Source organism: Paenibacillus sp. FSL W8-1187 (assembly GCF_037965485.1).
GTDB lineage: Bacteria > Bacillota > Bacilli > Paenibacillales > Paenibacillaceae > Paenibacillus_O > Paenibacillus_O pasadenensis.
On record NZ_CP150181.1, the window covers coordinates 2,384,228 to 2,405,195 of the forward strand.

Annotated in this window: 17 protein-coding genes; 12 read left to right on the forward strand and 5 right to left on the reverse strand. The window is 65.5% G+C overall.

Annotated elements, in window-relative coordinates:
- Positions 1 to 99: 99 nt before the first annotated feature.
- The 12 genes from NYE40_RS10130 (at position 100) to NYE40_RS10185 (ending at position 16,936) form a co-directional block, all read left to right on the forward strand.
- Entirely contained in the window at positions 100 to 681 is a 582-nt protein-coding gene (locus tag NYE40_RS10130) for a GNAT family protein (protein ID WP_164820098.1), read from the forward strand.
- Positions 656 to 1,594, forward strand: coding sequence for an AraC family transcriptional regulator (locus NYE40_RS10135; RefSeq protein ID WP_052333404.1), 939 nt, complete (start codon positions 656 to 658; stop codon positions 1,592 to 1,594). The genes NYE40_RS10130 and NYE40_RS10135 overlap by 26 nt, the downstream gene beginning before the upstream one ends.
- Before the next feature lie 90 nt (positions 1,595 to 1,684).
- Positions 1,685 to 3,187 carry an alpha-glucosidase/alpha-galactosidase gene (locus NYE40_RS10140; protein WP_028599629.1) on the forward strand — a complete coding sequence of 501 codons (1,503 nt, stop codon included), beginning with the start codon at positions 1,685 to 1,687 and terminating at the stop codon, positions 3,185 to 3,187.
- 262 nt (positions 3,188 to 3,449) lie between these two features.
- Positions 3,450 to 5,837, forward strand: coding sequence for a hypothetical protein (locus NYE40_RS10145; protein WP_339279856.1), 2,388 nt, complete (start codon positions 3,450 to 3,452; stop codon positions 5,835 to 5,837).
- 165 nt (positions 5,838 to 6,002) lie between these two features.
- Positions 6,003 to 6,707 carry a thioredoxin domain-containing protein gene (locus NYE40_RS10150; RefSeq protein WP_028599630.1) on the forward strand — a complete coding sequence of 235 codons (705 nt, stop codon included), beginning with the start codon at positions 6,003 to 6,005 and terminating at the stop codon, positions 6,705 to 6,707.
- Between the two features lie 114 nt (positions 6,708 to 6,821).
- Entirely contained in the window at positions 6,822 to 7,313 is a 492-nt protein-coding gene (locus tag NYE40_RS10155) for a disulfide oxidoreductase (protein WP_084137412.1), read from the forward strand.
- Positions 7,314 to 7,532: 219 nt separating this feature from the next.
- Positions 7,533 to 8,210 (forward strand): hypothetical protein, encoded by a 678-nt coding sequence (locus NYE40_RS10160; RefSeq protein ID WP_028599632.1) that lies wholly within the window; start codon positions 7,533 to 7,535, stop codon positions 8,208 to 8,210.
- 834 nt (positions 8,211 to 9,044) lie between these two features.
- Positions 9,045 to 11,087, forward strand: coding sequence for a 1,4-alpha-glucan branching protein GlgB (glgB, locus tag NYE40_RS10165; RefSeq protein ID WP_339279857.1), 2,043 nt, complete (start codon positions 9,045 to 9,047; stop codon positions 11,085 to 11,087).
- Between the two features lie 17 nt (positions 11,088 to 11,104).
- Positions 11,105 to 12,271, forward strand: coding sequence for a glucose-1-phosphate adenylyltransferase (locus tag NYE40_RS10170; RefSeq protein ID WP_101808997.1), 1,167 nt, complete (start codon positions 11,105 to 11,107; stop codon positions 12,269 to 12,271).
- Positions 12,268 to 13,380, forward strand: a complete 1,113-nt coding sequence (gene glgD, locus NYE40_RS10175) for a glucose-1-phosphate adenylyltransferase subunit GlgD (RefSeq protein ID WP_101808998.1) — start codon at positions 12,268 to 12,270, stop codon at positions 13,378 to 13,380. Before NYE40_RS10170 ends, glgD begins: the two co-directional genes overlap by 4 nt.
- Before the next feature lie 152 nt (positions 13,381 to 13,532).
- Complete coding sequence (glgA, locus tag NYE40_RS10180; RefSeq protein ID WP_153783444.1) at positions 13,533 to 14,996, forward strand: glycogen synthase GlgA; 1,464 nt, start codon at positions 13,533 to 13,535, stop codon at positions 14,994 to 14,996.
- Positions 14,978 to 16,936 (forward strand): glycoside hydrolase family 15 protein, encoded by a 1,959-nt coding sequence (locus NYE40_RS10185; protein WP_339279858.1) that lies wholly within the window; start codon positions 14,978 to 14,980, stop codon positions 16,934 to 16,936. The genes glgA and NYE40_RS10185 overlap by 19 nt, the downstream gene beginning before the upstream one ends.
- Positions 16,937 to 17,494: 558 nt before the next feature.
- Here NYE40_RS10185 and NYE40_RS10190 read toward each other — a convergent pair.
- The 5 genes from NYE40_RS10190 to NYE40_RS10210 are packed head-to-tail and all read right to left on the reverse strand — an operon-like array spanning position 17,495 to position 20,945.
- Complete coding sequence (locus NYE40_RS10190) at positions 17,495 to 17,611, reverse strand: sporulation protein YjcZ (protein WP_084137414.1); 117 nt, start codon at positions 17,609 to 17,611, stop codon at positions 17,495 to 17,497.
- Positions 17,612 to 17,633: 22 nt separating this feature from the next.
- Entirely contained in the window at positions 17,634 to 18,230 is a 597-nt protein-coding gene (locus NYE40_RS10195; protein WP_028599637.1) for a spore germination protein GerPE, read from the reverse strand.
- The gene (locus tag NYE40_RS10200; RefSeq protein ID WP_307719969.1) at positions 18,227 to 18,577 is read right to left on the reverse strand and encodes a hypothetical protein; all 351 of its coding nucleotides are present in this window, start codon (positions 18,575 to 18,577) and stop codon (positions 18,227 to 18,229) included. The genes NYE40_RS10195 and NYE40_RS10200 overlap by 4 nt, the downstream gene beginning before the upstream one ends.
- Before the next feature lie 6 nt (positions 18,578 to 18,583).
- Positions 18,584 to 20,362, reverse strand: a complete 1,779-nt coding sequence (gene gerPC / locus NYE40_RS10205; RefSeq protein WP_339279859.1) for a spore germination protein GerPC — start codon at positions 20,360 to 20,362, stop codon at positions 18,584 to 18,586.
- Positions 20,259 to 20,945, reverse strand: a complete 687-nt coding sequence (locus tag NYE40_RS10210; protein WP_339279860.1) for a hypothetical protein — start codon at positions 20,943 to 20,945, stop codon at positions 20,259 to 20,261. Before NYE40_RS10210 ends, gerPC begins: the two co-directional genes overlap by 104 nt.
- Between the last annotated feature and the right edge of the window lie 23 nt (positions 20,946 to 20,968).

A 20,968-nucleotide genomic window follows, 5' to 3' on the forward strand; every position in this document is an offset into this window, starting at 1 on the left:
CGTCATGCAGTCCTATTGTACACGATCCCGTTCGAAAAAAGACAATCGCGTGCTATGATGGAAAAAACGAGCCCGCTTTCGGGCAGGGAGGCGAAGGCGATGTTCCATCGCCGGCTGGAAGGCGGCTGCGAGCTGCGGGTGCTCGCTCCTGCCGACGCGAAGGCGCTGTACCGGACGCTGGAAAAGGATCGGCGCGAGCTGGAGGCATGGCTGCCCTGGGTCGGACAGATCCGCTCCGCGGCGGACATGAAGGATTATGTGCGCTTCGAGTGCAAGCGCTACAAGGAGGGCAAGGCGATGTCAGCCGTGCTGCTGGACGGGGCGTCCGCGGCGGGCATGATCAGCTTCCAGGAGCTGGACTTCCGCCACCGCAAGGCGTCGCTCGGCTACTGGCTCGGCAGCGCCTGGCAGGGACGGGGACTGATGGCGCAGGCGGCCGCCGAGATGCTCTCGTTCGCCTACGGGACGCTGGACCTGAACCGCGTCGAGATCCGCGCGCGCACGGACAACCGCCGCAGCCGGGCGGTCGCGCTGCGCCTCGGCTTCTCGCTCGAGGGCGTGCTGCGGGAGGAGGAGCATGCGGACGGCATGTTCCTCGACCATGCCGTCTACGGCCTGCTGGCGCGAGACTGGGCGAGAGGGAGGGCGAGCACCGATGTTCCGGACAGGCAGCCTGTTTGATCCGGCCGTGCGCCGAGGCGGCTGCGAGCCGGAGGTGACGGCGTATTATTTCAAAAAATGGCAAGGCTACGCGATGGACTACCACCGCCACGACGCGACCGAGATCATGTACGTCATGGAGGGAGGCTGCCTCGTCGAGACCGAGCTGGGGACGCCGATGGAGCCGGGCAGCGCCGCCAGCCGCCTGAAGCGCGGAGACCTCGTGCTGCTCGACGCGAACGTGCCGCATCGCCTGCTCGTCCGCGAGGAATGCCGGATGCTCAACGTGGAGTTCCGCTTCGTGGCGGCGGCAGCGCCGCTCGCGGAGGCGGCCGCTCTTGCCGAGGCGGACGCGCCGCTGGCGGAGTGGCTGTCGAGGAAGGCGCCCAGCCTCGTGCTGCGGGACAGCCGGGAGCGGGCGCTGCAGACGCTGCGCCAGCTCGTGCTGGAGCTCGACGAATCCGGAATCGGCGGCAGCGCCATGTCGAGGCTGCTGCACGCCCAGCTGCTGCTGCGGCTGTCGCGGCTGGAGACGGCCCATGCGGCCGAGCGTCCGCAGGACGGCTACGTGGAGCAGGCCAAGCGCTATATGGCCGAGCGGCTCGACCAGCCGCTGCAGGCGGAGCAGGTGGCGGCGGCGGTCCGCCTGCATCCGGGCTATTTGCAGCGGATTTTCCGGCAGGCGGAGGGCGTCACGCTCGGCGGCTACCTGTCGGCGATCCGGCTGGAAAAGGCGCGGCAGCTGCTCCGGCATTCCTCGATCCCCGTGTCCGACCTGTGGGATTACGTCGGCCTCGGCAGCCGCGCCTACTTCCATGCGTGGTTCCGCCGCCAGACGGGCATGACGCCGTCCGAGTTCCGGCGCTCCGTGACGGCGGACAGCCGTCCGGACTCCGCTTATTCGCCGGGGCAAGGTTCGGATTTCGAACAATAGCCGCAGCAATCGGTTCGTTCCGCGATAACGCTTTCTTCCCGATATCGGCTAGCATAGAGCCATCAAGAGATTGAGGGAGGAGAGAGCGACATGTCATTCAAGGTTGCTTTTATCGGCGCGGGCAGCATCGGCTTCACGAGGGGGCTGCTGCGGGATCTGCTGTCGGTGCCGGAGTTCGCGGGAATCGAGGTGGCGTTCGCCGACATCGATCCGGACAATCTGGAGCGGGTGCGCAGCCTCTGCCAGCGCGACATCGACGAGAACGGCCTCGCGATCCGGATCCAGGCGACGACGGACCGGCGCGAGGCGCTGAAGGGCGCGAAATACATCCTCAACACGATCCGGATCGGGGGGCTCGAGGCGTTCCGCACCGACGTGGAGATTCCGCTCCGCTACGGCATCGACCAGTGCGTCGGCGACACGCTCTGCGCCGGCGGCATCATGTACGGGCAGCGCGGCATCGCCGAGATGCTCGCCATCTGCAAGGACATCCGCGAGTTCGCCCGCGAGGATGCGCTGCTGCTCAACTACGCCAATCCGATGGCGATGCTCACCTGGGCGTGCAACGCGTACGGAGGCGTGCGGACGATCGGGCTGTGCCACGGCGTGCAGGGCGGCCACCATCAGATCGCGCAGGCGCTCGGGCTGGAGATGGACGAGGTGGACATCGTCTGCGCGGGCATCAACCACCAGACCTGGTACGTCAGCGTCAAGACCGGCGGCGTCGACCGCACCGGCGACCTGCTGGAGGCGTTCGAGCGCCATCCCGACTTCGCCCGGACGGAAAAGGTGCGGATCGACATGCTGCGGCGCTTCGGCTATTACAGCACGGAGTCGAACGGCCATCTGAGCGAATACGTGCCCTGGTACCGCAAGCGTCCGCAGGAGATCCCGGACTGGATCGACCTGAACAGCTGGATCAACGGGGAGACCGGAGGCTACCTGCGCGTCTGCACCGAGGGCCGGCTCTGGTTCGAGACGGAGTTCCCGGCGTGGATGAAGGAGCCTGCGCTGCGGTACGAGGCGTCGGAGCGGAGCCAGGAGCACGGCGGCTACATCATCGAATCGCTGGAAACGGGGCGGGTGTACCGCGGCCACTTCAACGTTGTCAATCGCGGCGTCATCTCGAATCTGCCGGATGACTGCATCATCGAGGCGCCGGGCTACGTCGACCGCAACGGCATCTCGATGCCGGTCGTCGGCGACCTGCCGCTCGGTCCGGCCGCCGTCTGCCAGGCGAGCGTGAACGTGCAGCGGCTGGCCGTTGAGGCGGCGGTGCGCGGCGACGACAAGCTGCTGCGCCAGGCGTTCCTGATGGATCCGCTCGTCGGCGCGGTATGCAATCCGCCCGAGGTGTGGCAGCTCGTCGACGAGATGCTCGTCGCCGGCGAGCGCTGGCTGCCGCAGTACGGCGAGGCGATCGCCGCCGCCAAGGAGCGGCTGGCGGCCGGCAATCTCATCCCGACGCGCGAGTACGAAGGCGCGGCGAGGCTGCAGACCAAGACGCTCGAGCAGATGCAGGCGGCTCGCGACGAGGCCGACGCCAATGCCAGGGAAGCCGACAAGGGCAAGCGGCGCGCGGAGCAGAGATGAATGGGCAAGCGGGGCTGTCTGGCGTAATTCAATGGCTGTAACCCGAATCGATCGGGCTGCAGACATCCGAGAGCTCGGTTCAGAGAGGGTGTCCCTAAGCCTAAGCCAAGGCTTTTGGGGCACCCTCGGTTTGTTTTCATGCGGCTGCAGTTGGCGGGGTGGCTGCCTTTGCCTGCCTTTCATGATCGCGAAGCTCTTTCTCCCCGGTCTGCTATACTGGTAGAATCGAAGAGTCAACGAGAGAAGCAGGAGGCGAGCAGACGTGTCGATCGAGTGGGGGCCGCTTGGAAGAGCGGGACAGCCGAATCGTAATCCGATTCGGAAGCCGTGGCGCAAGCGGTTGCTGCCGCAGGAAGCGCCCGGGCAGCGCGACACGGCTTTTTGGCGCCGGTCGATGGCGGGCGTCTGGATCGGGGCCGCGTTCCTGTGCGCCGCTTGCGCGCAAGGGCTGCCGCTCGGCTTTGGCCCCGCCTATGATCTGATGGCGATGACGCTGGCCGGCACGGCCGCGCTCGGCATCGCCGCCTGGGCGCTGTCCTGGCTGCTGTGCTGGATGAGGCTGCCGCTGCCTCGCCGGTTCGCGGGCGGCGCGCTGGCGCTTGCCGCCGGCACGGCTGGCGCGCTGCTCGTCGCGGAGCTGCGCTGGACGGCGGCGCTGCCGCTCGCGGCCGCGTACGCGCTTGCCGCCGCCGTCGGCGGAGTAGCTTTTGCCGCCGCGCTGCCGCGGCTTCGCCTTCGCCGGCCGCAGCCGCTGGCCGCGCTGCTCTGTTCCGCCGGAGCGCTGCTCGTGCTGCCGCTCCTGCTGTCGTTGCCGGCGCCGGGCTTCGGCGGCTCGGCGGACGATGCGGACGGCGCGGGCGCTGCGGGAAGCGCGATCGCGCCGGACTTGCCGGGCCGATCCGGCGCCTACGCCTACTCCGTCTTGACCTACGGCAGCGGCACCGGCCGCCGGGCGGAGTTCGCCGCGGAGGCGGACATCCGCACCTCCTCCGCAGACGCTTCGGCGCTGCTGACGGATTGGAGCCGGCTGAAGGCGTGGTACTGGGGCTTCGAGCCCGATCGGATGCCGCTGAACGGCACGTTGTGGCTTCCGGACGGAGACGGGCCGTTCCCGCTCGCGCTCATCGTGCACGGCAACCATATCGCGCAGCAGCGATCGGATGCAGGCTACGCCTACCTCGGCGAGCGGCTCGCCTCCAAAGGCTACGCCGCCGTCTCGGTCGACGAGAACTTCCTGAACTTCTCGCCCTGGACGGGCATCCCGGACGACGACATGAAGCTGCGGGCGTGGCTGCTGCTGCGCCATCTCGAGGAGCTGAAGCGTCTGTCCGGCCAGCCGGACGGACCGCTCGCCGGCAAGCTCGACGCGTCCCGGACGCTGCTGATCGGGCATTCGCGCGGCGGGCAGGCGGCCGCGATGGCGGCGGATGCGGGCAAGTGGTTCCCCGGCGATGCCGCTCTGGCCCGCTCGGTGCTCGGCGTCGCCGCGCTCGCTCCGACGGATACGGAGGAGGACGGCCAGCGGGCCGTGCTGGAGCATGCGAGCTATCTCACGCTGCACGGCTCGCGGGATGCGGATCTGACCGTCTTTTACGGAGAAAGGCAATACGGCCGCGTGCGGCTCGAGCCGGGCTCGGACCGCTTCAAGGCGGCTGTGTATATCGAGGATGCGAACCACAGCCGCTTCAACGCGGACTGGGGCACGATGGACAACTCGCTGCCGGGAGGGCTGCTGCTGCGCCAGCGGGACATGCTGAGCGGCGAGCGGCAGCGCCTGCTCGCCGCCTCGTATGTCGGGGCGTTCGCGGACGCGGTGCTCGGCGGCGACGCCGCCGCCCGCGCCTGGCTGCTGCCGGAGTCGGAAGCCTCGGATGCGAAGTCCGAGGAGACGAGCGTTTCGGCGGCGGCTGAAGCAGGCCGTCCGGAAGCCGTTTCCGGCGTCCGGACGTACCGGCTGTACGCCGACGCAGACGAGCTGCCTGTTGCCGACTTCGAGCAGGAGGATGCCCGGCAAGCGGGCTCCGGCGTGCGCGCCGAAGCGGCGGATGGCTCCAGCTTGAGCGCCGATCCGCTGCTCGACCGCAACGGCTCGCCCAAAGGCAGTCGAGGCGCCGTCGTCTCCTGGGGAGCTCTTGGGGCAGCCGCTGAAAGGCCGGGCAGCGATGAGGATGCTTCCGGGAGCGGTACCGCTTCGGAAGGCAGCTGGCTGAGGCTGACCGGACTGCCGCAGCCTCTGGACCCCGACGGAGGAGGACTGAGCTTCACGGCGGCCAACCTCGGCCGCCAGCTATGCTCCGAGAGAGCGGACTGCGAGCCCCAGGAGCTGCGGCTGCAGGTCGTGCTGCGCGATCGAAATGGCGCCGAGGCTGAGGTCGCGGTCGCCGATGCGCTCGCGGCGGTGGAGGAGGAGCCGTTCCTGCGGCCGGCCTGGCTCGACGAATTCGCCAGCGAGGGCAAGTACGACCGCCCGGCCGAGCTGGCGCGGGTGACGATTCGGCTGCCGCTGTCCGCCTTCCGCGAGGCCGAGCCGTTGCTCGATACGGACTCGCTTGACCGTCTGGAGCTGCGCTTCCGATCGGCGGACGGCGGGGCGGGGCGCATCATGCTGGACGACGTAAGCTGGTACGCCGGCGAGACGGCCGGCCGATGAGCCGGCAGCGTCGACGTTCCGGCGACTCGAGATCGTCGATTTCTCCCCCGGAATTCGTTATTTCGACGCTTGACGCTGTTCTCGCGAGCTGGCTATACTTTAGTAAGTGCCTGGGTGGCCAGGCTGCTAGATTACGAGCATCATGACCGAAAGGAAGGACGCCTCTTGAGCCAATCGAAGAGCAGCAAGAAAAAGAAGAACGTCTACGTGCCTCCAGCCAAGCAGAAGAAGGGCAACGGAGCGCTCATCTGGCTGACGATCGCCATCGCGTTCATCGCCGTCGTCATCATTCTGGGCATCAACAATTCGTCCAAGCCCCATGCGTTCAACTACGGGGAGATGCCGCGCCTCGGCGACGAGAACGCGCAGGTCAAGCTCGTCGAGTTCGGCGACTACAAGTGCCCGAGCTGCAAGCTGTTCTCCGAGCAGGTCAAGCCGCTGCTCGTCCAGGATTACATCAACGACGGCAAGGCCGCGCTGTATTTCGCGAACTACGCTTTCCTCGGACAGGATTCGGTGACGGCGGCCGTCGCGGCCCACTCCGTCTACCTGCAGGACCCGGAGCAGTTCTGGGCCTACAATGATGCGATCTATGCGAACCAAGGCGATGAGACTACCGTCTGGGCGACGCCCGAGCGGCTCGTGCAGATCGCCAAGGACGCCAAGCTCGACATCGACTTCGACAAGCTGCTGAGCGACATCAACGCCGGCGTCGGCTCCGACAAGGTCGCCGAGGAGAGCCGGCTGGCCGAGTCGACGCTCAAGGTCGGCGGCACGCCTTCGCTGTTCGTGGACGGCGAGCAGCTCCAGTTCAAAGGCTATGACGACATCAAGAAGGCGATCGACGCCAAGCTCGACGAGAAGAAGTAAGCCGCTTCGCCGGATGGAATGCGCGGAGCGGAAGAGCGCGCTTGAAATCGGCTTCGCGAAAAGCGCATGACGTCCGAGGACGCGCCGAAATTTTGATGGGGAGGGTGGCGGCTCATGGCCGAACAGAACACCGATGGGGAGCTCTACGAGCATGACGAGCCGGATTCCTTTGACCAGGACGAGGACGAGCCGCAAGGACTGTGGGAGCGCTACCGCTTCTACTGCGCCTGGGTCGTCGCGCTCGCAGCGACGCTGGGCAGCCTTTACCTGAGCGAGGTCGCCGGGTACATGCCGTGCGACTTGTGCTGGTACCAGCGCATCTTCATGTATCCGCTGGCGGTGCTGCTCGGCATCGCGGCTTATCGCGGAGACCGGCAGATCGGCGTTTATGCGCTGCCGCTCGCCTGGATCGGCATCGCGATCTCCTTTTACCACAACCTGCTCCAATGGTTCCCGTCGCTGTCGGGCATCGTGCCGTGCAAGTCCGGCGTGCCGTGCAACCAGGATTACTTGAACTGGCTCGGCTTCATCACGATTCCGCTGATGGCGCTGACCGCCTTCGCCCTCATCCTGATCCTGCTGCATGTGAAGGGACGCCGCCGCTAGGCATCTTCGCAGCAGGCATGGCAGTCGCCTTCGCCGACTGACGTACCTCTCGCAGGACTGCCCCAGTCGAACCGAGATTCATTAAAGCAAGTCGCGAAGCGAGACATTAAAGCAAGTTGCGGTCGTGAAGCACGCGCCGCTTCAAGTCCATCCCGATCCGGGAGGGCTTGAAGCGGCTTTTTTCGTTCATTTCGAATCAGAAAAGGAGCCGAAGAAACGATGCCAAACTTTCAAACTGCCTATGACGAATGGCTGCAAGCCGAGATTCAGGACGAGACCAATCCGCGCCGCCGAGAGCTTCTGGAGAAAGGGCTGGGCCACGGCACGGTCGCTTTCCTCAAGCAAATCTGGTTCCCGACCATGCGCAGCTTCAAGCATCTGCATCCAGAATGGGAAGTGCGCGACGCGTCGAACGGCTACCGATATGTCGATCTGGCTTATCTTCCGGGCGGGGGCGCGAAGGGGGGCATCGAGATTCAGGGCTTTGGTCCTCATGCTCGAGATCTTGATGTAAGGCGCTTCAAGGACCTCAGCTGGAGGTACTCGATGCTGTCCATCGACGATTGGCTGTTCATCCCCGTCGCCTATCTGTCGATCGTCGAGGAGCCGAAGCGCTGCCAGCAGCTGGTACTTTCTTTCGTCGGAAAGTTCATCGCGGGCGAAAGCGCAGGCTCGCTGACGGCGTTGGAGGCGGAGACGGTCCGGTACGCGAGGCGGGTATTTCGTCCGTTCACGCCTTCCGAGCTGACGGTCCATCTCAACGTGAGCGCCGCTTATGCAAGACGGATTCTGCATCGGCTGGTCGAGCTGGGGAGATTGAAGCAGGTGGGCGGGAATTTGCGCTATCGGTCCTATGCGCTCCCGGATTGGATGCCGCTGCCCGGGTCAGACGGATGACTCGCCTGGAGCGGGTATCTGTCGCATCAGCCGCATCGCGCGGCTGATGCGGCTCGCCCGGCCGACGGCATAGGGAGGGCGGCTCATCCAGAGAACGAATTGGCGCCCGGCCGCATCTGTCGAATCGGCTGCCTCCCGGAGGCCAGTCGTTCCAGGCACATTGGTTGCAGCTTGGGTGTGTGCGGCCTTCCGTCAATTTTGGGTCCGCTCAACGTAACGATACTAGCGAGCCTTATTTCATCGTTTGAGGCGAGTTTTGAATTCTAACGATACTGACAGAGCCTATTGGCCCTTTTCCCCTCGATTTTGAGGCTGTTTAAGAAAATAAGCTCGGTCAGTATCGTTAGATTTTTTTGGAGCCTTCTTTTCCACGAATAGCGTCTGTCAGTATCGTTAGATGGATAGCCAAGCGTCCGGCAACGCTTCAAGCCGGGCCGCCGAGGCATGCGGCGATCTCCGAGCATGCCGCCCCCCCGGGCGCCTGCCCTGCCGGCGTTATACCGAGGATAAGCCGCCCTTGCTGCCGAAGCTGCCGCCCGAATCATGCGACAATTCGCCACCTCTGATTGACCCGGCCCTGCGGCGGGTATATTCTTAGGGCAAGAGCTTCGTAAAAGCGTTTTCATTTTTCGGCGATCCTACATAAAACCGCGCATGCAGATCCCGTTCAAGCAGGCTTTGCGGGCGTCCGGCCGCCTGGTCCGCCTCCGGGACGAGGCGGCGGCGCATCTGCGTCAAGTAATCTATCATGGCGTGGCGCAGGTTTGCTATAATGGAACTACTTTCACCCGAATGCCGCCTGCCTTAAGCGAGAATGATCCGGAGGTGTCCCCTATGCCTACACTCAAGCCCAAGCAGCCCGTTCCATCCGATCCGGCCGTCCTGGACGGCCGGCCCGCCAGCATCGACCAGCCCGCCGACTCCAAGCCATCCGCCAAGCCGAGAGCTTCCGCCAAGCCGAAGCCATCCGCCAAGTCCAAGCAAGACAAAGCGCTCCTCAAGGACGTGTACCTGTTCAACCGCGGCGAAAACGACTTCGCCTATCGTACGTTCGGCGCGCATGTCAGGCTCGAGGAACGCCGCCGCGGCGTGCGCTTCACCGTCTGGGCGCCGAACGCCCGCGAGGTCGGCGTCGCCGGCGATTTCAACGGCTGGGACGGCGGGCAGCACCGCATGGAGCCGGTCGACGCGACCGGCGTCTGGTCGCTGTTCATTCCCGGCCTCAAGGCCGGCGACCTTTACAAATACGAAATCGTGACCGCGGACGGCCGCAAGCTGCTCAAGGCGGATCCGTTCGCCTTCGCGAGCGAGCTGCGCCCGAACACCGCCTCGGTCGTCGCCGACCTGTCCGGCTACAAGTGGAAGGACGACGAGTGGGAGCGGCGCAAGCGGACGACTTCTCCGTACGACCAGCCGATGCTCGTCTACGAGATGCATCTAGGCACCTGGAAGATCAAGGCGCCGGAGGTGTTCTACAGCTACGACGAGATCGGCGGGGAGATCATCGACTACGTCGTCCGCATGGGCTATACCCATATCGAGCTGATGCCGCTCGCCGAGCATCCGCTCGACAAGTCGTGGGGCTATCAGATCACCGGCTACTTCGCGCCTACGGCGCGCTACGGCCCGGCCAAGAGCCTCATGAAGTTCATCGACCGCTGCCACCGCAAGGGCATCGGCGTCATCCTCGACTGGGTGCCCGCGCACTTCGTCAAAGACGAGCAGGGACTGCGCCAGTTCGACGGCACGCCGCTCTACGAGAGCGCCGACCCCAGCCTCGCGGAAAAGCCGCTCTGGGGCACGAACGCCTTTGATTACGGCCGCACGGAGGTGCAGAGCTTCCTCATCTCCAACGCGCTGTACTGGATGGACCTGTTCCATGTCGACGGCCTGCGCGTCGACGCGGTCGCGAGCATGCGCGACTTGACGATGGATAAGCCGCCGGAGCTGCAGGCGCGCAACATCTACGGCGGCACGCGCCACCTGGAAGCGGACGCTTTTCTCCAGAAGCTGAACAAGGCGGTGTTCCGCTATTTCCCGAACACGCTCATGATCGCCGAGGACAGCTCGCCGGAGCCGGGCGTCACGGCGCCGGTGCATGACGGCGGGCTCGGCTTCAACTTCAAGTGGAGCATGGGCTGGATGAACGACATGCTCCGCTACATGCAGCTTGATCCGTCGCAGCGGTCCCAGCGGCATGACTGGCTCACCTTCGCGATGATGTACCACCACACGGAAAACTTCATCCTGCCGCTGTCCCATGACGAAGTCGTGCACGGCAAAAAGTCGCTGCTGAACAAGATGCCCGGCAGCTACGAGGAGAAGTTCGCGAACCTGCGCCTGTTCTACGGATTCTGGATGGCCCATCCCGGCAAGAAGCTGCTGTTCATGGGAGGAGAATTCGGCCAGTTCGACGAATGGAAGGATAGCGAGTCGCTGGACTGGATGGTGCTGGAGTACGACTCCCACCGGTCGATGCAGCAGTACGTGCGCAAGCTGAACGGCTTGTACCGCAAGCTGCCGCAGCTGTGGGAGCAGGACTACGATCCGGCCGGCTTCGAGTGGATCGACGCCGACAATGCCGAGCAGAGCGTCGTCTCCTTCATCCGCAGGAGCAAGGACGGCGGGTGCGCGGTCGCGGTCGCCAACTTCTCCCGCAGCTCCTACGAGGACTACCGGGTCGGCGTGCCGGACAAGGGCAGGTACAAGCTGCTCCTGCACAGCGACGACGCCCGGCTCGGCGGAGCCTCGACCGGGCTTCCGACCTCCATCTCCAGCCAGAAGGCTCCGATGCATGGCCGCGACTACAGCCTTACCCTGCACTTGCCCCCGCTGTCCTTCCAGCTGCTTGAGCACCAGCCGAGGGGAACACACTGACACGAGGAGTTGGGACCATGGGCCAAAAAGAAATGATCGCCATGCTGCTAGCCGGGGGAGAAGGAAAGCGCCTCGGCGTCCTCACGAAGGACCTGGCCAAGCCGGCCGTCCATTTCGGAGGCAAATACCGGATCATCGACTTTACCCTGAGCAACTGCATGCACTCGGGCATCGACACCGTCGGCGTCCTGACCCAGTACCAGCCACTCGTCCTCAACCGGTATTTAGGCATCGGCAGCCCATGGGGCCTCGACCGCAGCGATGGCGGCATGGCCGTGCTCCCGCCCTATGTCAAGTCCAAAGGCGGAGACTGGTACAAAGGCACCGCCAACGCCATCTATCAGAACATGGGGTTCATCGACCGCTACGAGCCGGAGTACGTGCTCATCATCTCCGGCGACCATATCTACAAGATGGACTACGAAAAGATGCTGGAGCATCACAAGTCGACCGGCGCGGACGTGACCGTCGCCGGCCTCGAGGTCGACATCAAGGAAGCGAGCCGCTTCGGCACGATGATTCTCGGCGAAGGCTTCCGCATCGTCGACTTCGAGGAGAAGCCCAAGCATCCGGTCAGCAACGTCGTCTCGATGGGGGTCTACATCTTCAGCTGGAAAGTGCTGCAAAAATACTTGATCCGCGACGAGGCGGACCGCAAGTCGTCGCATGATTTCGGCAAGGACATCATCCCGGCGATGCTCGAGGACGACATCCATCTGCACATGTACCCGTTCAAAGGCTACTGGAAGGATGTCGGCACGATCGAGAGCCTGTGGGAAGCCCATATGGACCTGCTCGGCTGCGAGCCGCAGCTCGATCTCGGGGACAGCGACTGGCGCATCTATTCGACCCCCCACAACCGGCCCGCCCACTACGTATCCCCGGCCGCCTCGATCCGCGAGTCGATGATTACGGAAGGCTGCGTCGTCGAGGGCGAGGTGTCGCGCTCGGTGGTGTTCAGCGGCGTCGAGATCGGCGAGGGCAGCCTCATCTCCGAGTCGGTCATCATGCCGGGAGCCGTCATCGGCGCCGGCTGCAAAGTATACCGCACGATCATCGGCGAGAACGCCGTGCTTGAGCCGGGCGTCATGCTCGGCTCTCCGGATGGAACCGAGATCGGCGTCGTCGGCAGCGACGAGAAGATCGGCCGCAATCATTCGCTCCAGGAGGTGCAGCAGCCATGATCAACAAAGCGATGGGCGTCGTCAACCTGATCCACGAGACCGACGAGCTCGAAAGCCTGACCGCGACCCGCTGCCCGGCGACCGTGCCGTTCGGCGCGCGCTACCGGCTGATCGACTTCATCCTCTCCAGCATGGTCAACTCCGGCATCTCCAAGGTGGCGGTGTTCGCCCATACGAAGTACCGCTCGCTCATGGACCATCTCGGCTCCGGCCGTCCGTGGGACCTGCATACGCGCCAAAGCGGGCTGTTCGTCCTGCCGCCGTCCTCCGACCAGATCCATGAGCTGAGCCGCGGCGACCTGTACCATTTCTACCAGCACCGCGACTACTTCCAGCGCTGCAAGCTCGAGTACGTCGTCGTGACGCGCAGCCATATGGTGTGCAACGTCGATCTGGACGCGGTCATCGACTACCACGAGAGCCAGAACGCCGACATTACGGTCATCTGCAAGAAGCAAGCCGACCTGCTCGGCGGCAAGACGCGCAAGGTGGAGCTCGGCGAGGGCGGACGGGTCAAGGACATGCAGGACCATTTCGGCAACATGGATTCCGACGTGCACTCGATGGAGATCTACGTCATGAAAAAGGATCTGCTGATGGACCTGGTGCAGACCTCGCTGGCCCAAGGCCAGGACCATCTCGTCCGGCACGCGATCCTGTCCCGGATCGACCGGCTGCGCATCTTCGGCTACCTTTACGAGGGATATCTCGGCGTCGTCAATACGGTCGAGGCCTACTACCGGACCAGCATGGACCTGCTCCGTCCCGAGGCGTGGCGCGAGCTGTTCTTCCGGCCGGGCCCGATCTTCACCAAGACCAAGGACGAGCCGCCGACCCGCTACCTCGAAGGGGCGAAGACCGGCAACTCGCTCATCGCCAACGGCTGCAAGATCGAGGGCACGGTCATCAACAGCGTGCTGTTCCGCGGCGTCCATGTCGGCAAAGGCGCGGTCATCCGCAACAGCATCGTCATGCAGAACGGCGTCATCGGCGACGGGACGCAGCTGGACCGCGTCATCCTCGACAAGGAGAGCCAGGTCGAGCCGCATCGCGATATCCGCGGCACGGCAGGCCTGCCCTTCGTGGCGGGCAAGAGAAAGACCATCTGATGGTCTTTTTCTCTATTTGCGCCTAAAAAGCCAACATCCGGCCGCGCTTCGGCCGATACTAACCGTTAGATGAGCCCGGCCGACATTCCGGCCTGCCCCCGCGCACATAGACAGAGCGGAACGGCGGAGCCAACCTGGAGGGAACCCTACTCATGAATGTACTTTTCGCAACATCGGAAGCGGTGCCGCTGGCCAAGACCGGCGGACTGGCCGACGTCGCCGGCGCGCTGCCCAAGGCGCTGCGCCAGGCGGGCACGGAGGCCCGCGTCATCCTGCCCAAGTACGACACGATTCCGTGGACGCTGGCGCAGCGCTTCCGCAAGATCGACGAGTTCACGGTGCAGCTCGGCTGGCGGACGCAATACTGCGGCCTGCTCGAGGGCGAGGTGGATGGCGTCGTCTATTATCTGATCGACAACGAGTTCTACTTCCATCGCGGCGGCCTGTACGGCTACGGCGACGATCCGGAGCGGTTCGTCTTCTTCAGCATCGCCGTGCTGGAGGCGGCGCGGAGGATGGACATCCGCTGGGACGTCCTGCACTGCCATGACTGGCAGACGGGCCTCATCCCGTTCCTGCTCAAGCGGCGCTATTTCGCCGACGAGCGGCTGTCGTCCGTCCGCACCGTGTTCACGATCCACAACCTGCGCTACCAGGGCGTGTTCGGCAAGCAGGAGATGATGGATCTGATCGGCATGGGGCCGGAGATCTTCGCTTGGGACGGCCTCGAGCATGACGGCGCGGCCAACTGCATGAAGGGCGGCCTGCTCTACGCGGACAAGCTGACGACGGTCAGCCCGACGTACGCCGAGGAGATCAAGACGGAGTACTACGGGGAAGGGCTGGACGGCATCCTGCGCATGCGGGCGGGCGATCTGGCCGGCATCGTCAACGGCATCGACACGGAGCTGTTCGACCCGATGAACGACGAGGCGATCGCCGTCCCGTACCTGGACTCGCTGGAGCGCAAGCGCCAGAACAAGCTCGCGCTCCAAAAGGAGCTCGGGCTGCCCCAGCGCGAGGACGTGCCGGTCATCGGCATCGTCTCGCGGCTCGTCGAGCAGAAGGGCTTCGACTTGATCGACGGCGTGTTCGGCGAGCTGCTGGAGGAGGACATGCAGCTGGCCGTGCTCGGCTCCGGCGAGTGGAAGTACGAGGAGATGTTCCGCTCGGCCTCCCATACCCGCTACGACAAGGTCAGCCTCGCGACCGGCTTCAACGACGGCCTTGCCCGACGCATCTACGCCGGCTCGGACCTGTACCTGATGCCGTCGCAGTTCGAGCCGTGCGGCCTCAGCCAGCTGCTCGCGCTCCGCTACCGGAGCGTGCCGATCGTGCGCGAGACCGGCGGGCTCAAGGACACCGTCCAGCCTTACGACGAATATACTGGCCGAGGAAACGGATTCAGCTTCGCGAGCTACAACGCGCATGACATGCTGTTCACGATCCGCCGAGCGCTCCATTTCTACCGCGAGCCTGCCGCCTGGGAGGCGATCGTCCGCAATGGGGCCGGGGACGACTATAGCTGGAACCGTTCCGCCCGATCCTACATCGACCTGTACGAACAACTCGCGCCCGAGCGGAAGGAGAAGGATTCATGGCCCGTCACCTCGTAATCGGAAACGGCAAGATGCTGCTCAACCTCGATCAAAACTGCTATATCCGCGACATCTACTATCCGTACGTCGGACAGCTCAACCATGTCGGCGGCCAGTATTGCCGCCTCGGCCTCTGGACCGAAGGCCAGTTCAGCTGGCTGGAGGATCCGGCGTGGTCGAGGGAGCTCGGCTATATCGAGGACTCCCTCGTCACCGACGTCACGGCTCGTCACGGCGGACTCGGCGTCGAGCTGCAGATGAACGACGGCATCCACCAGCGCGAATGCATCTATTTGAAGCGCGTCGTCATCCGCAATCACGCCGATCGGGAACGGGAATTCCGCCTGTTCTTCCACCAGGACCTCATGATCGACGGCACGGAGGTCGGCGACACCGCCGCCTACTATCCCGACAACCATACGCTGTTCCACTACAAGCGCTCGTCCTACTTCATGTTCAACGGCTTCTCCGACGAAGGCGGCATGTCCCAGTACTCGACGGGCATCAAGCGGTTCCACTCCGCCGAGGGCACATGGCGCGACGCCGAGGACGGCGTGCTGATGGGCAACGCGATCGCCCAAGGCTCGGTCGACAGCACGATCAGCTTCCGCACGGTCGTGCCGGCCGGCGGCGAGAAGACGGTCTATTACTGGATGTCGATCGGCAAAAGCCTCGAGGAGGTCAAGCAGCTCAACGACTACGTCCAGGACCAGCATCCGGAGAAGCTGCTGAGCCGCATCGTCGTCTACTGGAACCACTGGCTCGGCCGTGCCGAAAAGGATCTCGGCGACCTGCCGCCGGAGGTCGCCCGCATGTTCCGGCAGAGCCTGCTGCTCGTGCGCACGCAGACGGACGAGCGCGGCGCGATCATCGCGGCCAACGATACGGACATCCTGCAGTACAACCGCGACCACTATAGCTACATGTGGCCTCGCGACGGCGCGCTCGTCGCCGATGCGATGTCGCTGGCAGGCTATCAGAGCGTCATCGCGCCGTTTTTCCAATTCTGCTCGGAGGCGCTGACGCCGGACGGCTACCTGAACCACAAGTTCAATCCCGACGGCACGGTCGGCTCCAGCTGGCATCCGTATACGGTGCAGGGAGCGAAGCGGCTGCCGATCCAGGAGGACGAGACGGCGCTCGTGCTGTTCGCGCTGTGGCGGGACTTCCAGCGGCATCAGGTGATCGAGCTGCCGCAGTCGCTGTACAGCAATCTGATCCGCAAGTCGGCCGCGTTCCTCAGCAGCTACATGGAGCATTCGCTCTCGCTGCCCAAGCCGAGCTACGACTTGTGGGAGGAGCGCTACGGCATCTGGACGTATACGGCGGCTTCGGTATACGGCGGGTTGATGGCCGCTTCGTTCTTCACCGACCTGTTCGGCGACTACGAGCGCAGCGACCACTACAAGCGCACCGCCGAGGAAGTCAAGCACGGCATCCTCACGCAGCTGTGGGACGAGGCGAGCGGCCGGTTCGCGCGCGGGCTCGTGCAGAAGGACGGCGGCTGGGTCAAGGACATGACGCTCGAGAGCAGCCTGTTCGCGGTGCTTGAGTTCGGCGTGCTGCCGGCGGACGACGAGCGCGTCGTGCGTACGATGACGGCCATCCGCGACGGCTTGGCCGTACGCACCGACGTCGGCGGCATCGCCCGCTACACGAACGACTACTACTTCCAGCAGTCAGGCGAGATCGACCGGGTGCCGGGCAACCCGTGGATCATCTGCACGCTGTGGGTGGCGAACTTCGAGATCGACTCGGCGCGCTGTCTCGCCGACCTGGAAGCGCCGAAGCGCACGCTCGAGTGGGTCGTGCGGACGGCGCTCGAGAGCGACGTGCTGCCGGAGCAGCTCAATCCGCATGACGGCACGCCGCTGTCCGTCGCGCCGCTCACCTGGTCGCATGCGACGTTCGTGCAGAGCGTGAGCAAGTACGCGGCCAAGTACAAGGAACTGTCCTGACATCCGGTTCCCGGCCGGCGAGCCGGAACCAAGGCACATTTCTGCCTTGGTCGGTCCGGTTCCCGGCCGGTGGGCTGGAACCAAGGCACATTTCTGCCTTGGATGGCCCGGTTCCCGGCCGGTGGGCCGGAACCAAGGCATATTTCTGCCTTGGATGGCCAGGTTACCGGCCGGCGTGCCGAATCCAAGGCATAATTCTGCCTTGGTCGGTCCGGTTACCGGCCGGCGTCTACTCCTCCCGAAAGATCGCCAAGGCGGTTCGCAAGTACATCCTATCCATGCACTGTCTCGGCAAAAATCTTGTCGCCTATGCGGTCCACCGCCGCCGCATACAAGACACGAATGAGGCGGGTTTCGGGGAGTCCTCGGACAAATCCATGGGCAGGGCAAGCGGGTCCGTGGTCTATTGGATGCACAACAAAATCTTCCTTTTTGGCCGATGTCGGGGGGATACCTGCATCATGCCAGAGGAAGATTTTTTAGTATTTAACCCATCTTAGAAGAGGATGTCCCTAAGCCAAGGCTTTTGGGACACCCTCTTTTTGCTGCGAGCTGGACTTAGATGAAAAAGGCGCGCGAAATGATGACGAGCAGGATGAACAGGACAAGGATGACGCCCGTGCTCGTGCCGAGTCCGCCATAGCCGGCTCCGACGCCTTCTGCCGCATAACCCATCGCAATTCCTCCCGGTTACATGTCATGGAGCGAAGTCCGCGAACGGCCTGCCATGCGGGTTGCCGGACTTCACATCCTCACTGTATGCGGCGGGCGGGCTGACGGACCCCGGCAGCTGTCCCGGATCAGCCGAAAGAATCGGGCGGAGCGGCTCTCCGGAGCCGGCCGGCTCCGCCGACTCGATGAGCTCTGTCGCCGCCGGCGTAGGCTCCGTGCTGGCGGTGATGGCATAAGCGTACTGGCGGAAATGCTTCAGCCTCGACTCGAGATTGACCTCGACGGCGTTGCCGCCGAGCAGGACGGATGCGGAGCTGTAGGCGATCACGTTGACGCAGCCGACCTGGATGGCCGGACATGGATTGGAGCGGATCGTGCGGACGTCCGCTTCCTCCAAGGATTCCTCCTCGATGGGGTTGAACGGCTTGACGAACAGGGAGTAGCCGGCGAAGTCCACCTCGCCGCCCGCCCGATGGTCGAGCTGCCGCTGCACCGCCAAGCCGGTGACGCGCGCGTTGACGCTGCCCGTGTCGCCGAACTGGACGACGGAGGAGAGGCCGATGCTAATCAGCTCGGCGGAGCCGATGTACGACGTACGGATCGAAGCGTCGGAATCGATCATCCGCCGACCACGTTGACCGGACCGGTCGGGTTCAGGAAGCTGTTCGCGCCGAACGGAATCGGGCCGCCGGGCGTGACTTCCGGCTGAACCGTTTCGCCGGTGCCGGCGATCGGCACGACCGACTGGCCGCCTTCGCTCTGGATGATGCCCGCCTCCGGCGCCGCCTGCGGCTCGGGCAGCGGCGCGAACGGACCGATGATGACCGCCTCCGGCGGCGTATCGAAGATGGAATAAAGCGTGATGGCATCGGTGTCGCCGATCTGCAGCATCGAGGCCGCGGCGACGCCGGTCAGCTCAAGCGAGCCGACCGACAGCACATGGTTCGTGATGTTCACATTCATCGCCAAGTGGAATCAGTCCTTTCTACGCTGCGGCGCGATCCGCGCCAGCTGGGCCGCGTACTGCTCCAGCGCGGTCTCCGCGTCGCGGATCGCGCGCTGGGCCGTCCGCTGGAGCTGCTCCCTCCGCAGCGGCGAGCCGGCCGCGGCCTGCATCGCGCTGCGGGAGGAGAGCTCTTCGTTGAGATAGAGGCGGATCCGGTCGGGAAGCTGGCGGCGCACGTCTTCGATGACCATCTGCCGATGGGAGGGGTCCAGCTCCAGCCGATGGCCGCGGGCCGCGCTCTCCAGCTTGCCGTGCGCCGACTCGCTCAGCCACTGGTGGACGACGCTGCGGACGTCGGTGAAGCCGGGCAAGGCGCCGGGCTGCGGAGCCGGAGCGGCGCCGGCTGGCGGAACGGCCGCGCTGCCGGCCGGCGGCTGCCCGCTGAAGTTGTCGAGCGCCGGAGCGGTGAAGGCGCCCGGCCCCGGCTGCAGGCCGCTTTGCGCTCCCGGCACGCCGAAGCCCGCAGAGCCGGGAATGAGTCCCGGCGCATTCGGTCCGCCGGGAGGCGCGATACCGCTCGTGCCGGCGGCCCCGGCGTTCGGCGCGCCGGGCGGACCGGAAAATCCGGGCGGGGCGGCAGCGCCCGGAGCGAGCGTCTGTCCGCCGGCTTGCGGCGGCAAGACGCCCGGCGCCTGGCTGCCGACGAGATTCGGCGCGAGCGCGGTGCCCGGCGCATTGCCGAAGCTCGGCTGCTCGGGGCCGGGCGTCCAGGCTCCTGCCGGCGCGCCCGGCCCCTGGCTTCCCGCAGGAGTCGACGCGATGCCGCTCCCTGTGCCTGAATGGGCCGCCTGGGCGGCCAGCTGCTGCGCGATGCCCGGCGCGGCGGACTGCGGGATCGGCAGCGGATACACCTTGGCGCCGCCCTTCACCTGGGAGGGCAGAGCCATCTGGCCGAACTCCTGCATCTGCGCTTCGGACGGCGCGGTCATGCCGATGTTCAGCGTCCCGTCGAGCTGCTCGACCTTGAGCTGGTCGAAGTTGTACTCCAGCTTCTCGATCGTATAGGAAGGACGCGTCTCGAGCTCCGCCAGCCGGCTTTCGATCCGCTTCATGGAGGAGGTCAAATGCTCGTTCAGCCGCTGCTGGGCCGTCCAGCCGGCGGCGAGCGCCTGCAAGCAGCGCTGCAGGCAGATCGGATCGAGCAGATTGCCGGCGCAAGGATATTCGGCGGCAGCCTGCTCGGCGGCTGCTTCCGAGGCTTGATCGGGAACAAACGGGAAGGGCGGCGCCGAAAAGGGCCAGCCCTGATAATGCTGCCATTTTTGGACCCAGTTCGGGTCGATGGAGGCGATTGCTTTTGGAATCGCCTCTTCGTTCAAGCCCGGCGCGAAGTTAGGGTCGATGCCCGGGATGCCGATGCCGGCCGGAAAGGCTCCGGGCGGAAAGCCGGCAGGCGCAGCGCCTCCGGCAGCCGAGCCGAGCGGAGCCGCTTGCGGTCCGGACGGCGGAGGGACGGGAGCGGGCGGCGGCACGAACGGGGGCGCGAAGGAGGTCTGGCCGGGCGGCTGCAGCCAGCTGCCCGAGCTGGCCTCCGAGCCGCCCGGTTCGGGCACGACCGTCGCGCCGGGGATTTGGAACGTATTGTCGCCTTCGATGGCGGGCGAAGCGGGAGTCGCTGCCGTGATGCCCGGAGCCGGCGACAGGCTAGGGCCAGCCCGCCTGCGGAGGCAGGGCTCCGCCCGCAGTCCATCCGGCCGGCTGCGGCGCAGCGGCCCAGCTCCCCGGCTGCGGGCCGCCTGGAGGAGCAATCCAGCCCCCGGCCTGCGGGCCGCCTGGAGGAGCAATCCAGCTCCCCGGCTGCGGCGCGCCTGGAGGAGCGATCCAGTTTCCCGCTTGCGGCGCGCCTGGAGGAGCGATCCAGCTCCCCGGCTGCGGCGCGCCTTGGGGGGCGTTCCAGTTCCCCGCTTGCGGTGCGCCTGGAGGAGCAATCCAGTTCCCCGCTTGCGGCGCGCCTCCGCCGGGGAACCCGCCGCCGCCCCATGCGCCGGGAAAGCCGGGCGAGGGGGCAGGAGCTCCCCACGATCCCGGGACGCCGCCGCCCGGATAAGGGGGCCATGCGCCAGGGCTGGCCGCAGCTCCGGGATAGGGAGGCGGCCAGCCCGCGCCGCCGCCTTTCCCGCCCATCATGCCGGGAAAGGCTCCTCCGAGCCCCGGCCATGCCATGCTTTTGCCGAGCAGCTTCGGTACGATGCCGCTCCCCATGCCGCCCATGCCGCCGGTTCCGGTCAGCATGCCGAGCAATGGGTTGCTCAGGAAGGAGCGGTTCGGAGGAGCTTCGGGCGCTCCGCTCGGGGAAGATCCGCCGGAGGCGGAAGAGTCCTTAGGGTCCATCCGGGACAGCACCTCCTTGGCGG

Bases quoted from the DNA above. Each gene is read 5' to 3' on its own strand.
- NYE40_RS10130 (WP_164820098.1), top strand. From the start codon at position 100: ATGTTCCATCGCCGGCTGGAAGGCGGCTGCGAGCTGCGGGTGCTCGCT.
- NYE40_RS10135 (WP_052333404.1), top strand. From the start codon at position 656: ATGTTCCGGACAGGCAGCCTGTTTGATCCGGCCGTGCGCCGAGGCGGC.
- NYE40_RS10140 (WP_028599629.1), top strand. From the start codon at position 1,685: ATGTCATTCAAGGTTGCTTTTATCGGCGCGGGCAGCATCGGCTTCACG.
- NYE40_RS10155 (WP_084137412.1), top strand. From the start codon at position 6,822: ATGGCCGAACAGAACACCGATGGGGAGCTCTACGAGCATGACGAGCCG.
- NYE40_RS10160 (WP_028599632.1), top strand. From the start codon at position 7,533: ATGCCAAACTTTCAAACTGCCTATGACGAATGGCTGCAAGCCGAGATT.
- glgB (WP_339279857.1), top strand. From the start codon at position 9,045: ATGCCTACACTCAAGCCCAAGCAGCCCGTTCCATCCGATCCGGCCGTC.
- NYE40_RS10170 (WP_101808997.1), top strand. From the start codon at position 11,105: ATGGGCCAAAAAGAAATGATCGCCATGCTGCTAGCCGGGGGAGAAGGA.
- glgD (WP_101808998.1), top strand. From the start codon at position 12,268: ATGATCAACAAAGCGATGGGCGTCGTCAACCTGATCCACGAGACCGAC.
- glgA (WP_153783444.1), top strand. From the start codon at position 13,533: ATGAATGTACTTTTCGCAACATCGGAAGCGGTGCCGCTGGCCAAGACC.
- NYE40_RS10185 (WP_339279858.1), top strand. From the start codon at position 14,978: ATGGCCCGTCACCTCGTAATCGGAAACGGCAAGATGCTGCTCAACCTC.
- NYE40_RS10190 (WP_084137414.1), bottom strand. From the start codon at position 17,611: ATGGGTTATGCGGCAGAAGGCGTCGGAGCCGGCTATGGCGGACTCGGC.
- NYE40_RS10195 (WP_028599637.1), bottom strand. From the start codon at position 18,230: ATGATCGATTCCGACGCTTCGATCCGTACGTCGTACATCGGCTCCGCC.
- NYE40_RS10210 (WP_339279860.1), bottom strand. From the start codon at position 20,945: ATGGACCCTAAGGACTCTTCCGCCTCCGGCGGATCTTCCCCGAGCGGA.